The following is a 15,829-nucleotide window of genomic DNA, read 5'->3' on the forward strand; positions in this document are numbered from 1 at the left end:
TTCTATTTTCTTGCAGGATGAGCGAAGAATATGTTTAAAAAACTTCGTGGCATGTTTTCCAACGACCTATCTATCGATTTAGGTACCGCCAATACTCTTATTTATGTGAAAGGCCAAGGCATTGTGCTTGATGAGCCTTCAGTGGTTGCAATCCGTCAGGATCGTGCAGGTTCAGCGAAAAGTGTCGCAGCCGTTGGTCACGCAGCTAAGCAAATGCTTGGTCGTACACCAGGCAATATTTCCGCGATTCGTCCGATGAAAGATGGCGTGATTGCTGATTTCAATGTGACAGAAAAGATGCTTCAGCACTTTATTAAGCAAGTGCACGACAACAGCATTCTCAAGCCAAGCCCACGTGTTCTAGTGTGTGTGCCTTGTGGTTCGACGCAAGTTGAGCGTCGCGCAATTCGTGAATCTGCGTTGGGCGCAGGGGCTCGTGAAGTCTTCTTGATTGATGAACCAATGGCGGCGGCAATCGGTGCGGGTCTGCGCGTTTCTGAACCGACCGGCTCTATGGTGGTCGATATCGGTGGTGGTACCACAGAAGTGGCGGTGATCTCGCTAAACGGCGTGGTGTATTCTTCTTCTGTGCGTATCGGTGGTGACCGTTTTGATGAAGCGATCATCAACTACGTACGTCGTAACTACGGCAGCTTAATCGGTGAAGCGACGGCAGAAAAAATCAAGCATGAAATCGGTTCTGCTTACCCTGGTGATGAAGTGCATGAGATCGAAGTTCGTGGTCGTAACCTTGCCGAAGGTGTGCCACGTAGCTTTACCCTAAACTCAAATGAGATCTTAGAAGCGCTGCAAGAGCCGCTATCAGGCATTGTCTCGGCTGTGATGGTTGCGCTAGAGCAGTGTCCGCCAGAGCTGGCGTCAGATATTTCTGAAAACGGTATGGTACTCACTGGTGGTGGTGCACTACTGAAAGATCTTGATCGTTTGCTGACAGAAGAAACAGGCATCCCTGTAGTGATCGCAGAAGATCCACTGACTTGTGTGGCTCGTGGCGGCGGTAAAGCACTAGAAATGATCGACATGCACGGTGGCGATCTATTCTCTGAAGAATAACGGTGATGGTTAAGCGCCATGGCGTTTAACCTTCAAACCTAAGGTTCTAAAACAAAATGAAGCCAATTTTTGGTAGAGGTCCTTCTCTACAATTGCGTCTTTTTTTTGCTGTCATTACATCAGCCAGCCTTATGCTGGCTGATGGTCGCTTAGATGCTTTCTCTGGTGTTCGATATTTCCTCAATAGTTTAGTCGCACCGATCCAATATACTGCTAACTTACCACGCAGCATGTTTGACGGTGTCTATGAGCGTTTTAGTACCCGTCAGTCTCTGCTTGAGGGGAATCAAAATCTCAAGCGAGAAGTATTGAGACTGAGAAGTGATCTTCTGCTACTGGAACAGTACAAAGAAGAAAACCAGCGCCTGCGTAAGCTTCTTGGCTCTTCGTTTGTGCGTGATGAAAAGAAAATGGTCGCCGAAGTGATGGCGGTCGACACCTCTCCTTATCGTCATCAAGTGGTGATCGATAAAGGTGGCATCGATGGTGTCTACATCGGTCAACCGGTGATCAACGAAAAAGGTATTGTTGGTCAGATCACCTTCGTTGCGGCACACAATAGCCGAGTATTGCTGTTGAGCGATGCGAAGAATGCGATTCCAGTGCAAGTTGTGCGCAATGATATTCGTGTGATCGCTTCTGGCAATGGCAGCATTGATGAGATCCAGTTAGAGCATATCCCAACCAGCACCGATGTTCAGGTCGATGATCTATTGGTGACATCTGGCCTTGGGGGCGTTTATCCAGAGGGTTACCCCGTGGCTTACGTTACCTCCGTTGAGCATGACACTCGCCGAGAGTTTGCGGCAATAAAAGCCAAGCCTGTGGTGGAGTTTGATCGCTTACGTTACCTATTGCTGGTTTGGCCAAATGAAGATCGCCAACATAAAGTGCTGAATGCCAACGTAGAAGAAGAAGCGACGCAAGAGGTGAAAGATGGCGAATAGCGTATTGCGTAGCAAGATGGTCATTGGGGTCAGCTTTTTTATTGCACTGGTGCTGCAAACCATTCCTTGGCCGGGGGCATTAGATCTTTTCCGACCGGCTTGGCTACTTTTGGTAACCTGTTACTGGGTACTGGCACTGCCGCATCGTGTTAACGTTGGCAGTGCGTTAGTGCTTGGTCTTTTGTGGGACCTCCTGATTGGCTCGACATTAGGCATTCGAGGCATGATGCTGTCGATCGTCGTGTATTTGGTCGCGTTGAATTTCCTTGTTATTCGCAACATGGCATTGTGGCAGCAAGCCTTGCTTATCGCCTTCTTAAGCGTGTTGCTAGAAGTATTCATATTCTGTGGTGAATATTTGATCCAGGACGTAGTATTCAACCCATTATCGCTATGGACCGCAGTAATTAACTGTATACTTTGGCCATGGGTGTTTTTACTGTTACGGCGCGTTCGTCGTCACTGGCATGTAAGGTAAGACGATGCACAAGCTGGTTTTAGCCTCAGGCTCACCAAGGCGTAAAGAGTTATTGGCGCAACTTGGTTATACGTTTGATGCCGTGTTACCGGATATCGAAGAATGCAAGGCGGAACAAGAGACGGCCGCTGAGTACGTTTTGCGCTTGTCGCAACAAAAAGCACAAGCAGGGTTGGCTTTAGTGTCAGAGTCCTCCATCGTGGTGGGCTCCGATACTGTTGTGGTGTGTGATGGCCAAGTCTTAGAAAAACCACACCATTTTGCTGATGCTCAGCGAATGCTCACGCAACTTTCAGATCGTCGTCATCAAGTGATGACGGCGGTGACTGTCGTAAGTGCAGAAAAACAACACTCTGTCGTCGTAACGACAGAGGTGTGGTTCAAGAAACTGACTCAAGAAGAAATCGAACATTATTGGCAGTCAGGTGAACCATGCGATAAAGCAGGCAGTTATGGAATTCAAGGTTTGGGTGGACGTTTTGTTACCCGTATTGAGGGCAGCTATTCCGCTGTCGTAGGACTCCCTTTGTATGAAACAGACCAACTGCTGCACGAATTCATATAATTTCAAACATTGAGGTGTGCACATGAGTGCAGAGTTGCTGCTAAACGTGACCCCGAGTGAAACTCGCGTGGCCATGATTGAGGGTGGGGTACTCCAAGAAGTCCATATTGAACGTGAAGCCCGTCGTGGCATTGTCGGAAACATCTACAAAGGCAAAGTGAGCCGAGTCTTACCAGGTATGCAAGCGGCTTTCGTTGATATCGGTTTGGATAAAGCCGCCTTCCTCCACGCGTCTGATATTGTTCCTCATACCGAATGCGTTGCTGAAAATGAAAAGCAGCAATTCCAAGTGCGTGATATTTCTGAACTGGTACGTCAAGGGCAAGACATTGTCGTGCAAGTAGTGAAAGATCCGTTGGGCACCAAAGGGGCTCGCCTCACCACTGACATTACGCTGCCTTCTCGTTATCTCGTCTTTATGCCAGGAGCTAGCCACGTTGGTGTTTCACAGCGTATTGAAAGTGAATCGGAGCGCGAACGTCTTAAGAAAATCGTTAGCCATTACTGTGATGAACATGGTGGCTTTATTATCCGCACGGCGGCGGAAGGCGCCGATGGCAAAGAGTTGTCACAAGATGCGGCATTTTTGAAACGCCTGTGGCTCAAAGTGATGGAGCGTCGTAGCAAATACAAAACCCGTTCAACGTTGTACGGTGAGTTGGGGTTAGCGCAACGTATCCTTCGCGACTTTGTCGGAACCGAGCTGGATAAGATTTTGGTCGACTCTCGTCTAGAATTTGAAAACTTGAAAGAATTCACGTCAGAATACGTTCCTGAATTGACGGATAAGCTCGAGCTTTACGAAGGGGATAAACCGATTTTCGACATGTACGATACGGAGAACGAGATTCAACGTTCTTTGGAGCGTAAAGTGGAGCTGAAATCGGGTGGGTATCTGATCATTGATCAAACCGAAGCGATGACCACAGTGGACATCAATACCGGGGCATTTGTTGGCCGCCGTAATCTTGAAGAAACGATTTTCAACACCAACATCGAAGCGACGCAAGCCATTGCACGTCAACTGCGTTTACGTAACTTAGGCGGCATTATCATTATCGATTTCATTGATATGTCGTCAGAGGAGCATCGTAAGCGAGTGCTTACCTCGTTAGAAAATGCCTTAAGCAAAGATCGAGTCAAAACCAACATCAATGGCTTTACTCAGCTTGGTCTGGTGGAAATGACCCGTAAGCGCACACGCGAAAGCATTGAGCACATTCTCTGTTCAAGTTGTCCAACGTGTGAAGGGCGCGGCAGTGTGAAGACGGTAGAAACCGTATGTTATGAAATTCTGCGTGAAATCACCCGAGTCAACCGAGCTTACGATGCGGACAAGTTTGTCGTGTACGCCTCGCCAGCGGTGGCAGACGCTTTGCATGGTGATGAGTCCCATGCTTTGGCAGAGTTGGAAGTCTTTATTGGTAAGCAAGTACGCATTCAAGCCGAGCCTTTGTATATCCAAGAGCAGTTTGATGTCGTGATGATGTAATGGATAGTTTGTGATTTCTGGTTTTACCCTATTTTGGCGAGCGGTGTTGTGGTTATTAGTGACCCTCTTGTTGCTGCTCGCCATCTTGGTCACTGGGCTGCGCATTGCGTTGCCGCAGATGAACCAATTTCAAGATGAAATCAAAACCTGGGTCAAGCAAGGCACCGGGTTGGATGTCTCTATTTCCAGTGTTTCGGGTTCTTGGCGTAACAGCCACCCTTCGGTCGCTCTTCAGGGCTTTGAAGCTTTCTTATCTGGAGAGAAAAAGGTCAATATTTCCGTTGATGAAGTGCATATTGAGTTTGACCTACTGGAATCCATTCTGCGTCTGCAACCTGTAGTCGCCAATCTCAATATGAGTGGTTTGGCGCTCGATATTCGCTCGATAGAGCTTGTCGCCGCGGAAGGTCCTCCTACTCGAGAAGCCTCTTCTGAATCGCAAGAATCGTCTAACTTAATCAAGCAATTGGATAATCTTTTGCTGCGTCAGTTGGAAGAGTTCTCCGTCACGCAATCTAAAATCTGGTACCAATCGGTGTCGGGCGAAAACCGCCGTCTTGATATTGACCGCTTACGCTGGCGCAATCAAGGTTCGCACCATTTAGCAGAAGGCGTGGTGAGTGTCGCGGGTACCAATCTTAATGCACTATTAGTGAGCGCTAACTTTGTTGACCACGGCTCTTTGTTAGATGTCAGCGGAGAGTTTTACGTCAATGCGGAAGAAATTGCGATCAGACAATGGCTCACTCGCTATGTGAAGAAAGAGACGGGGATTGATTCAGGCAAGATCAGTTTGAAATCTTGGTTGACGTTACAACATTCTCAGCCACGCTATGCGTTTGTCGAATTGCTGCCATCTGAGTTGAGTTGGACGGAAAACGGCCAGCATGAGCTCACTCTGGAGTCTGGTATTTTAAAACTCTCTCCCGACGGTGAAGGCTGGAAGGTGAGTGGTCATTCACTGACGCTCCGTACTGATGAGATTGAATGGCCTCAATTGGACATTGCTTTTGATTGGCAACCACAAGGATGGAAGCTCAATTTATCCCAATTGAGCCTTGAAGCGCTGCTGCCAATGGCCAAGTTGTTACCCGACTCTGATCAAACCACCCAAACACTGCAAAAACTGCAGCCAAGTGGTACGGTGGAAGATATCCGTGTGGCCATGTCAGGCAGTGATCTCGATTCGTTACGTTATTCTGCAGAACTAGACAGTTTGGCAATGCAGCAGTGGGATCTGCTACCGGGCTTTCATCATGTCAGTGGGAGGCTGTTTGGTGACGTGAAACAAGCCAAAGCGTCGATATCGGTGATTGATGATGTTTTCCCATATGGCGAGGTATTCCAAGCCCCACTTAATATCAAGCAAGGACAAGTGGATATTGTTTGGCAAAACGATCAAAACGGTTGGCGTTTATGGGCCGACAAAGTCACAGCAGCAACACCAGATCTTCAGGTGTTGGGGGCGTTTCGTCTTGATTTTCCAAAAGATAAAAGCCCATTTTTGTCTTTCTATGCCGAAGCTGATGCCTATAACGTCGGTGAAACGTGGCGCTATTTACCCACGTTAGCGTTAGGACGGGAGCTAACGGATTACCTTTCTACGGCCATTCAAGGCGGCAAGGTCAATACCGCGAAGTTACTTTGGTATGGTGAACTGGCGGATTTCCCATACGCCAACAATGACGGCATGTTCCAAGCTTGGGTGGGCTTAAAGCAAGGCAAATTTAGCTTTGATACCGCTTGGCCACCCATCACCGATTTGCAACTGGATCTGCTATTCCAAAATGATGCCATGTATTTGGATTCCAAATCCGCCACGCTAAAAGATGTCAAAGCGAGTCGAATTACTGGCCGTATTCCTGAACTAGCGGAAGGTGGACATATTGAGATTGAAGCGAAAGCGACCGCAGCAGGTAATGCAGTGCGTGACTACATGACCGCCACGCCATTGGTCGATTCGGTTGGCGCGGCGTTAACGGCTTTGCAAGTTCGTGGCCCAGTGAAGTCAGAGTTTCAGCTCAATATTCCGTTTACCAGTGACAAAGAGCCGCGAGCGTGGGGATATGCGGAGTTAAAGGGCAACCGAGTTGACATTGATGCACCACCCATGACGTTGGAAAAAGTCTCGGGAAGGATTGAATTTGATAATGATGTGGTGAAAGCGTCTGGGCTTTCTGCTCGTTTGTTAAAGCAGCCTATTGCCATCGATTTTGCTGGAGAAAGTGCAGATTACGGCTATAGCGTGGTGATCAACACCTTGGCGGATTGGGATGTAAAACCGTTGGTGCCTTACGTGGGTGAGCAATGGCTGGGCCGACTTTCTGGTCACGCGCCTTGGAGTATGGATATCGATCTGCAATTAAACGATGTTGGCTTTACCTACCAAGTCGATCTCAATGCCAAGTTGAACAGCGTTGCGAGCCGATACCCCTATCCACTGAATAAGAATGTTGGTGAAGCGTGGCAAGCTCGCATGCAGGCATCGGGCAATCAAGAGTCGATCACTGCACGTTTGCAAATGCCCAATGCCAAGTACCAAACGGAAATTGATATTACGGGCAAAGTGCCCGTATTGAGTGCAACCAATCTGGTGCTGGGCAGTGGTGGCTTCAAAATTAGCCCAGTGGTGGGCCACCATGCCTTGATTCGTACCGAATACTTTGACCTCGACCAATGGCTGAGTGTGTTGAGTCAACCGCCAAAAGGCGCGACATCGAAACTGGCACAAATGGATACGCCAGAGATTCCATTGCCAACACGCATCAAAGTCGAAACGCCAACCTTAATGCTCAGTGGCATCGAGTTTAATGATGTGGATTTCTCGGCACGGAAGAAAAATCTCAATTGGCAGTTCAACCTTAAAAGCCAAGAAGCCGTAGGACAGGCGAACTACCTTGAACCTTACGACTTAGCGGTATCATTAGAGCGTTTGCATCTTTATGTGCCAGGGTTGGATGAGAAAAAAGCACAGGGTGAGTCCTTGCTTACCGCGGAGAGTCCGGAAGCGCCATTGATCAGTCAGTTTGATCGCGAATTTCATCAACTGATGCCAAACTTAACACTGAACATCGATGATTTTTGGTTGCAGGGCTACAAAGTCGGCAAAGTGAACATTGATTTGCAGCGCCAAGGCAAAGCTTTGGTGTGGAAAAATATTTCACTGGTCAGTGGCTCAAACCGCGTGGATGTGAATGGTGACTGGACATTGGATGGGGAAACCAGCCAATCGCGCATGAATCTCAAGGTGAAAAGTGATAACAACAGCGATTTGATGGAGCGATTTGGCATTACCTCCGGCATTCAAAAAGCGCCGTTTGAAATCACCTCACAAGTGACTTGGGATGGGGCGCCTTGGTCGATGCGGGTAAATACGCTCGATGGTGATGTGCAAACCGAGTTTGGCAAAGGCATCATTACTGACGTGAGCGGCGCGGCTCGTTTGTTGGGGCTATTTAGTCTCGATTCCATCATTCGTAAAATGCAGCTCGATTTTACCGATGTGTTCGACAAAGGCATGGCATTTAACTCCATCAAAGGCACGGGCAAGATCCAAGATGGCGTGTTTGTGACCAATGACATTGAGATGGATGCCTTAGCTGGCGCGATGAGAATTCGCGGGCTTGCCAACATGGTGACTCGAACGGTAGACGCGGAAGTGCAATTTACCCCAGATATTACCTCTGGTATCCCGATGTTGACGGCGTTTGCGGTTGCGCCACAAACAGCACTCTACGTGCTGGCAATCTCAACGGTGATTTCGCCGGTTGTGGAAGTATTTACCCAAGTTAACTACTCCGTCAAAGGGCCGCTTGACTCTCCAACGGTCAGTGAAATTTCGCGTAGCCGTGGTGAGTTTGAACTCCCAGAAAAACTGCGCAAAGAAGCGCAAGAATAAGGAGCGAATGATGGAAAGGATCGCCATTATTCAAATGACGTCAACGTCAGACTGTACAGACAATGTGGCTTATATTGAGCATTGGGCAGAGCAGGCGGCGCTTCAGGGGGCAAGCTTGGTGGTGACCCCAGAAAACGCTTTGCTGTTTGGTGGCCGAGAGGATTACCATCGGCATGCCGAACCGCTTGGTGATGGCCCATTGCAACAAGCCATGGCGCAGCTTGCGCAGCGGCTGTCAGTGACCTTAGTGATTGGCAGTATGCCGATTCGTCAAGGGCATGACGTTACCACCACCAGCTTGGTTTTTGGCCCCAATGGCGAACGTCTTGGTCATTACAGCAAGCTGCACATGTTTGATGTGGAGGTCAGCGATGGCCATGGGCACTACCGTGAATCAGACAGCTTTTTGGCTGGTGATCGCTGCAGTGTGGTGACCACGCCCATAGGCCGTTTAGGGCTTTCCATTTGCTATGATGTTCGCTTTCCAGCGTTGTACCAAACACTACGCCAACAGGGAGCGGATATTTTGTTGGTGCCAGCGGCGTTTACGGCGGTGACTGGAGAGGCGCATTGGGAAATCCTTTTGCGCGCTCGAGCGATAGAAAATCAGTGCTGGGTGATCGCCGCAGCACAAGGCGGAATGCATTCCGCCAGTCGTGAAACGTGGGGCCACTCTATGGTCATTGACCCTTGGGGGAAAGTCGTCGCACAATTACCGCAACAAGGTGATTTGCTGCTTGCAGAGATAGACTTAGCCTTAAGTGACACGATTCGACGTAAAATGCCAGTGGTGAAACACAGCCGTTTTACTCATTTACTAGACAATAAAGATTGAATAACAAGGCAGAGCCAAGCTTATGAGCATAAATCAGATTGAAGAAGCGCTGTTAGCACCCGGGGGCCTGACGGCAGAGGATATCGCTGCTACGTTAGGCAGTATTGCGACGCGTCAAATTGACTATGCCGATATCTATTTTCAATCCAGTTGGCATGAGTCACTGGTGTTGGAAGACAGCATTATCAAAGATGGCTCATTTAACATTGATTGTGGTGTCGGCGTGCGTGCCGTGACGGGCGAGAAAACGGGTTTCGCCTATTCCGATCAAATTCAGTTGGATGGTTTAAAGCAAAGTGCGATTGCGGCACGAGGCATTGCTCAACAGGGGCAAAATGGCCAAGTTCACGCGTTTAAACGCAGCGAAAACCAGCGCTACTACGCTGCAGTCAACCCACTGACGGAGTGGGAAAAACAACAGAAAACCGAACTGCTTAAATCACTGGATGCTTACATTCGTACGAAAGAGCCGCTGATCAAAGAAGTGTCGATTAGCCTTAGTGGCGTGCACGAGCAAATGCTGGTGGCGGCGACGGATGGAACGTACGCAGGGGATATTCGCCCGTTAGTTCGCCTTTCAATCAGCGTATTGGCGGAAAAAGGCGAACGACGCGAGCGTGGTAGCTCGGGTGGTGGTGGTCGTTTTGGCTACGATTTCTTTATCGGTGATGAAGACGGCGTCCAACGCGCGTTTCATTTTGCCGATGAAGCAATTCGCATGGCGTTGGTGAACTTGGAAGCCGATGCCGCGCCAGCGGGAACCATGCCAGTCGTTCTTGGTTCTGGTTGGCCGGGCGTTCTTCTGCATGAAGCGGTTGGTCATGGTTTGGAAGGCGATTTCAACCGTAAAGGCTCTTCGGTTTTCTCTGGCAAAGTCGGTCAGCAAGTGACTTCTTCTCTGTGTACCATTGTTGATGATGGCACCTTAAAAGATTTGCGCGGCTCACTTAACGTCGATGATGAAGGGGTGAATGGCCAGTACAACACGCTGATCGAAAATGGTGTGTTGAAAGGTTACATGCAAGATAAGCTCAACGCGCGTTTGATGGGAGTTAACCCAACCGGCAATGGCCGCCGTGAATCGTACGCCCATTTACCGATGCCGCGTATGACCAATACCTATATGTTGCCAGGTCAGCATACCCCAGAAGAGATCATTTCGACGGTGAAGAAAGGCTTGTACGCACCGAACTTTGGTGGCGGTCAGGTGGACATTACTTCCGGTAAATTTGTGTTCTCCACCTCAGAAGCGTATTTGATTGAAGACGGCAAGATCACCCGCCCTGTGAAAGGGGCAACCTTGATCGGCTCGGGGATCGAAGCGATGCAGCAAGTCTCGATGGTGGGTAACGATCTCAGCATCGATCGCGGTGTCGGCGTATGTGGTAAAGCTGGGCAGAGCATTCCTGTTGGTGTTGGTCAGCCAACCCTCAAGCTGGACTCGATCACCGTGGGTGGTACCGAGTAATCCAAGAAATCAAAGGGGCGACGTGTTCGCCCCTTTTTCTTTGCGAGTAAACTTGTTTACTCATTTCAGCTCTAACAAGTACCCTAGCTCCTAGTTCCTAGTTCCTAGTTCCTAGTTCCTAGTTCCTAGTTCCTAGTTCCTAGTTCCTAGTTCCTAGTTCCTAGTTCCTAGTTCCTAGTTCCTAGTTCCTAGCTCCTAGCTCCTAGCTCCGTTCTCCACTACAAATTCTCCTCGGCAAATTCAGCTAAGCGGCTGCGTACCACGCCATTAAGGTGAATGTTGGCGCTGCCTTCAAAGTTCTTAAAGCGCTCAACCATGTAAGTTAACCCCGAAGTAACGGGGGTGAGGTAGTGAGAATCGATCTGTGCAAGGTTACCGGAACAGACGATCTTCGTCCCTTCGCCGCAGCGAGTAATAATGGTTTTGATCTGTGAGGCGGTGAGGTTTTGACACTCATCGAGCAGAACAAATGCATTTTGGATCGAACGGCCGCGCATAAAGTTGATCGACTTAAACTGAATGTTGGCTTTGTCGACAATGTACTTCAAGGATCCTTCGGTGCAGTGATCGTGCTTGTGCAGTGCTTCTAAGGTATCGGTGACCGCCGCCAGCCAAGGCATCATTTTCTCTTCTTCCGTACCCGGTAAGAAGCCGATTGACTCGCCAATGTCTGGGGTGTTTCGCGTAACGATGATCTTATCGAACATGCCTTTTTCAATGGTTTGTTCAAGCGCTGCCGCGAGTGCCAGCAAGGTTTTACCACTGCCCGCCGCGCCAGTGAGGATCACGAGATCGATGTCGGGATCGAGCAAGGCGTCCAATGCCATCGCTTGGTAGATGTTTTTCGGTGTGATGTCCCATGCTTTGCGGTGCATCAGGCGCTCACGGCTGAGATCGAGCAGCGTCAATTTGTCACCATCGATGGTTTCGACACGGCCAACGAAATCACTCTCTTCCTCATCCACCACGTATTGATTGATAAACGTCGGATCAAATGGAGCACGATCCAACTTATGAAAAGTGCGCCCTTCCAACGCGTAGCTTTCCACTTGATCCACTTGACTCCAAAATTCGCCTTCTCGAACTTGGTAGCCTTTGGTGAGGTATTGAATGTCATCAATCAATTGGTCGGTGCGGTAATCTTCCACATACCGCACCCCTGCGCCTTTGGCACGTAGGCGCATGTTGATGTCTTTGGTGACCAACACCACTTCGCGTGGGGCACGCTTGTTTTGCAGGTAGAGCACAGCATTAAGGATACGGTTGTCGCCCGCTTTATCGGCGAACGCTTTGACGGTTTCTTGCAATTCAAAATCGGCCAGAATAGAAATGGTGCCGCGGCCTTCGCCCTCTTTCGATACAGGAATACCGTCTGAAATTTCATCCGGTGTCGCGTCTTTGAAAAGATCTTCCAACGCCCGAATGGCCACTCGAGCATCACGGGCCACATCTCGTTTGCTGTCTTTGATTCTGTCGAGTTCTTCGAGCACCGTCATAGGGATGACGACGTCATGCTCTTTAAAGGAATAAATAGCGAAGGGTTCGTGTAGCAGTATGTTGGTATCAAGTACAAACAGTTTCCGATCGGTATCGCCCATAGCGTCTCCTTGCCGTAAAACCGGCTTTGCTCAAAGTACACTAAGCGGAAGAGTTGGCTTCCTGCTTAGCATCTTGCCTGCAGCAGAGGTCGTGAGCATACGGCGTAATATACCGACAGAGGCACCAATTGGGGCGCTTATGGCATGTCAACCGAGTAGCGAGACGACTTACTGCAAACCCGTGTTGATCCAAATCGATTACGTTAAAGCTAGCATGAATTGTGCCGAGTTATTTTTCTGACGCGTTCATGCTGGCTTAATTCGAGTATACGTCATTTTTGGAACACCAGGACTCACAAATGACACGCTTTGTTTACATTTTGATTTCATCGTCACGCCTTGAAAAAAATATCGAGATTCCGAGTGTTTGAGCGTGACCTCCATCACGCCATCAAGTAAGATTAGCGACCTTTTTCTGCGGCGAATTATTCATCGATTGATAATTGATTTGTCCCGTTTGGCGGTGACAAAAAGCAGAACTAAGCTTTTAAGATTCACAATTAAAACGAGGTAGTCTATTCATGGCATTTGCTTTGGGGCAGCGCTGGATCAGCGATACGGAGAGCGATTTGGGTTTAGGTACGGTAGTGGCGTTAGATGCTCGCACCGTGACACTGATGTTTGCAGCATCAGAAGAGAACCGAGTTTACGCCAGTAACGATGCGCCGGTAACCCGAGTAGTTTTTAATGTCGGTGATGTGGTTGAGTGCCAAGAAGGTTGGTCACTCAAAGTGGAACAAGTGGTGGAAGAGAATGGGTTATATACCTACCTTGGCACGCGTGAAGACACTGAAGAAACTGGTGTTGCACTGCGTGAAATCTTCCTGAGCAACCAAATTCGTTTTAATAAACCGCAAGACAAAATGTACGCCGGTCAAATCGACCGCATGGACAACTTTGTGTTGCGTTACCGCGCACTCAAAAATCAATACGAGCAACACCGCAGTCCAATGCGTGGCCTCTGTGGCATGCGTGCGGGCTTGATCCCCCATCAGCTTTACATTGCCCACGAAGTGGGTCGTCGTCATGCGCCACGCGTATTGCTGGCGGATGAAGTGGGTTTGGGTAAAACCATTGAAGCGGGCATGATCATTCACCAGCAAGTGCTGCTTGGCCGTGCTGAACGCATCCTGATCGTGGTGCCGGAAACGCTGCAACACCAGTGGTTGGTGGAGATGATGCGTCGTTTCAATCTGCATTTCTCTATCTTTGATGAAGAACGCTGTATCGAAGCGTTTGCCGAGTCAGATAACCCATTTGATACCCAGCAGTACGTACTGTGTTCACTCGATTTCTTGCGTAAAAGTCGCAAGCGTTTTGAGCAAGCGCTTGAAGCCGACTGGGATCTGCTGGTGGTAGACGAAGCGCACCACCTTGAGTGGAGCCAAGACAAACCAAGCCGTGGCTACCAAGTGGTCGAAGGGCTAGCAGAACGCACCCCTGGTGTGTTGCTGTTGACCGCAACCCCAGAACAGCTTGGCCGTGAGAGTCACTTTGCCCGTTTGCGCCTTCTCGATTCAGACCGTTTCTACGACTACGCTGCGTTTGTTGAAGAAGAAGCGCAATACGCCCCGGTTGCGGATGCGATTACTGCGTTATTCTCCGGCGTGAAGCTGGCGGATGAGGCGAAAAACCAAATCACGGAACTGCTTTCCGAGCAGGACGTTGAGCCGCTGTTCCGCATCATTGAAAGCAATGCGGATGAAGAGAGCAAAGCGATCGCTCGCCAAGAGTTGATTGATAACTTGATGGACCGCCACGGCACTGGGCGTGTCTTGTTCCGTAACACCCGTGCGGCGATCAAAGGTTTCCCTGTGCGTAATGTGCACCTGTTGCCGATGCCGATCCCAACCCAATACACCACCTCGATGCGTGTTTCGGGCATGATCGGTGGCAAGTTGGCCCCAGAAGCGCGTGCGATGAAAAACCTCTACCCAGAAGAGATCTTCCAAGAATTTGAAGGGGAAGAGTCGAGCTGGTGGCAGTTTGACTGCCGTGTAAACTGGTTGCTGGAAAAACTGAAAGCGCAACGCAGTGAGAAAGTTCTCGTGATCGCTTCGCGTGCCAGCACGGCGTTGCAACTGGAACAAGCATTACGTGAGCGTGAAGGCATTCGTGCTACCGTTTTCCATGAAGGCATGTCGATTCTTGAGCGAGACAAAGCTGCGGCTTACTTCGCGCAAGAAGAGGGCGGCGCGCAGGTGCTGATTTGTAGTGAAATCGGCTCTGAAGGTCGTAACTTCCAATTTGCTAATCAGTTGGTGATGTTTGATCTGCCATTCAACCCAGATTTGCTTGAACAACGTATTGGCCGTTTGGACCGTATTGGTCAAAAACGCGATATCGATATTCATGTGCCTTACCTGCAAGGAACGGCACAAGAAGTCTTGGCGCGTTGGTTTAATGAAGGCCTCAATGCATTTGCTGAAACTTGCCCAACAGGCCGCACGGTCTATGACCAAGTCTCTGATCAACTGATCGAGATGTTGGCATCGGGTTCCAATGAGGCGTTGGATGATGTGATTGCGGAATCCGCCAAACTGAATCAAGCGTTGAAAGCCGATCTAGAGCAAGGGCGTGACCGTTTGTTGGAAATGCATTCCAACGGTGGTGAGAAAGCACAGCAAATCGTGGCGGAGATTGCCGCCAAAGATGGCGATACCAACCTAGTGAGTTTTGCGCTTAGCTTGTTTGACACCATTGGTTTGAACCAAGATGACAAAGGTGAAAATGCCATCGTGGTAACGCCATCGGAGCACATGATGGTGCCGAGCTACCCAGGTTTGCCATACGAAGGCGCGACGATTACCTTCGACCGTGATACGGCGTTGTCACGCGAAGACATGCACTTTATCAGTTGGGAACACCCAATGATCCAAGGTGGTATGGATTTACTGATGAGTGAAGGGGTGGGCACTTGTGCCGTTTCTCTGCTCAAGAACAAAGCATTGCCAGTCGGCACTTTGCTGTTGGAGCTGATTTATGCGGTGGACGCGCAAGCGCCGAAACGCAGTGGTATTGGTCGCTTCTTACCTCGCACGCCAATTCGTTTGATGATGGACGCTCGTGGCAACGATCTCTCTGCCCAAGTGGAATTTGAAAGCTTTAACCGTCAATTGAGCCCAGTGAATCGCCATTTGGCGAGCAAATTGGTTTCGTCGGTGCAAAACGATATCCATCGTTTGATTGAAGCGGGTGACCAGTTGGTGGTGGAAAATGTCGAAGCAATTCGTCAGCAAGCACAGCAAGAGATGCAGCAGAGCCTAAATAGCGAACTTGAGCGTCTGCAAGCATTGAAAGCGGTCAACCCGAACATCCGTGATGAAGAAATTGAAGCGATTGATTCGCAAATCAAAGAGTTGAACGGTTACATCGCGAAGGCGCAGTTCCAGTTGGATTCACTGCGTCTGATTGTGGTGAGCCATAACTGATCCCGAGTGATCCGCTAAACGACCATCGGCTCCTTTACTGGAG

Annotated in this window: 10 protein-coding genes; 9 read left to right on the forward strand and 1 reads right to left on the reverse strand. The window is 49.4% G+C overall.

Features of this window, described 5'->3' with window-relative positions:
• The first annotated feature begins 30 nt into the window (after positions 1-30).
• From AOT11_RS08980 to tldD, 8 genes are read left to right on the forward strand one after another with little or no spacing between them, the layout of a single operon-like run.
• A complete protein-coding gene (locus AOT11_RS08980) occupies positions 31-1,074 on the forward strand; it encodes a rod shape-determining protein (protein WP_011151240.1) in 1,044 nt (347 codons plus the stop codon).
• 56 nt (positions 1,075-1,130) lie between these two features.
• A complete protein-coding gene (mreC, locus tag AOT11_RS08985) occupies positions 1,131-2,021 on the forward strand; it encodes a rod shape-determining protein MreC (RefSeq protein WP_017420048.1) in 891 nt (296 codons plus the stop codon).
• Complete coding sequence (gene mreD, locus AOT11_RS08990) at positions 2,011-2,499, forward strand: rod shape-determining protein MreD (protein ID WP_017420047.1); 489 nt, start codon at positions 2,011-2,013, stop codon at positions 2,497-2,499. The genes mreC and mreD overlap by 11 nt, the downstream gene beginning before the upstream one ends.
• Positions 2,500-2,503: 4 nt before the next feature.
• A complete protein-coding gene (locus AOT11_RS08995) occupies positions 2,504-3,064 on the forward strand; it encodes a Maf family protein (RefSeq protein WP_017420046.1) in 561 nt (186 codons plus the stop codon).
• 22 nt (positions 3,065-3,086) lie between these two features.
• The gene (rng, locus tag AOT11_RS09000; RefSeq protein ID WP_026050231.1) at positions 3,087-4,556 is read left to right on the forward strand and encodes a ribonuclease G; all 1,470 of its coding nucleotides are present in this window, start codon (positions 3,087-3,089) and stop codon (positions 4,554-4,556) included.
• Positions 4,557-4,566: 10 nt separating this feature from the next.
• The gene (locus AOT11_RS09005) at positions 4,567-8,454 is read left to right on the forward strand and encodes a YhdP family protein (RefSeq protein ID WP_017420044.1); all 3,888 of its coding nucleotides are present in this window, start codon (positions 4,567-4,569) and stop codon (positions 8,452-8,454) included.
• A gap of 10 nt (positions 8,455-8,464) precedes the next feature.
• Positions 8,465-9,289: a carbon-nitrogen hydrolase family protein gene (locus AOT11_RS09010; protein WP_017420043.1), complete on the forward strand. Its 825-nt coding sequence runs from the start codon at positions 8,465-8,467 to the stop codon at positions 9,287-9,289.
• Positions 9,290-9,311: 22 nt separating this feature from the next.
• Entirely contained in the window at positions 9,312-10,757 is a 1,446-nt protein-coding gene (gene tldD / locus AOT11_RS09015) for a metalloprotease TldD (protein WP_017420042.1), read from the forward strand.
• Between the two features lie 218 nt (positions 10,758-10,975).
• On the opposite strand, the gene AOT11_RS09020 is transcribed toward tldD, so the two are convergent.
• Positions 10,976-12,355 carry a PhoH family protein gene (locus tag AOT11_RS09020; RefSeq protein WP_017420041.1) on the reverse strand — a complete coding sequence of 460 codons (1,380 nt, stop codon included), beginning with the start codon at positions 12,353-12,355 and terminating at the stop codon, positions 10,976-10,978.
• A gap of 521 nt (positions 12,356-12,876) precedes the next feature.
• Between AOT11_RS09020 and rapA the strand changes: the two genes are divergently transcribed.
• Positions 12,877-15,786: an RNA polymerase-associated protein RapA gene (gene rapA / locus AOT11_RS09025; RefSeq protein WP_017420040.1), complete on the forward strand. Its 2,910-nt coding sequence runs from the start codon at positions 12,877-12,879 to the stop codon at positions 15,784-15,786.
• Positions 15,787-15,829 lie beyond the last annotated feature (43 nt).

This window comes from Vibrio vulnificus NBRC 15645 = ATCC 27562, assembly GCF_002224265.1.
In the GTDB taxonomy this organism is placed as follows: Bacteria; Pseudomonadota; Gammaproteobacteria; order Enterobacterales; family Vibrionaceae; genus Vibrio; species Vibrio vulnificus.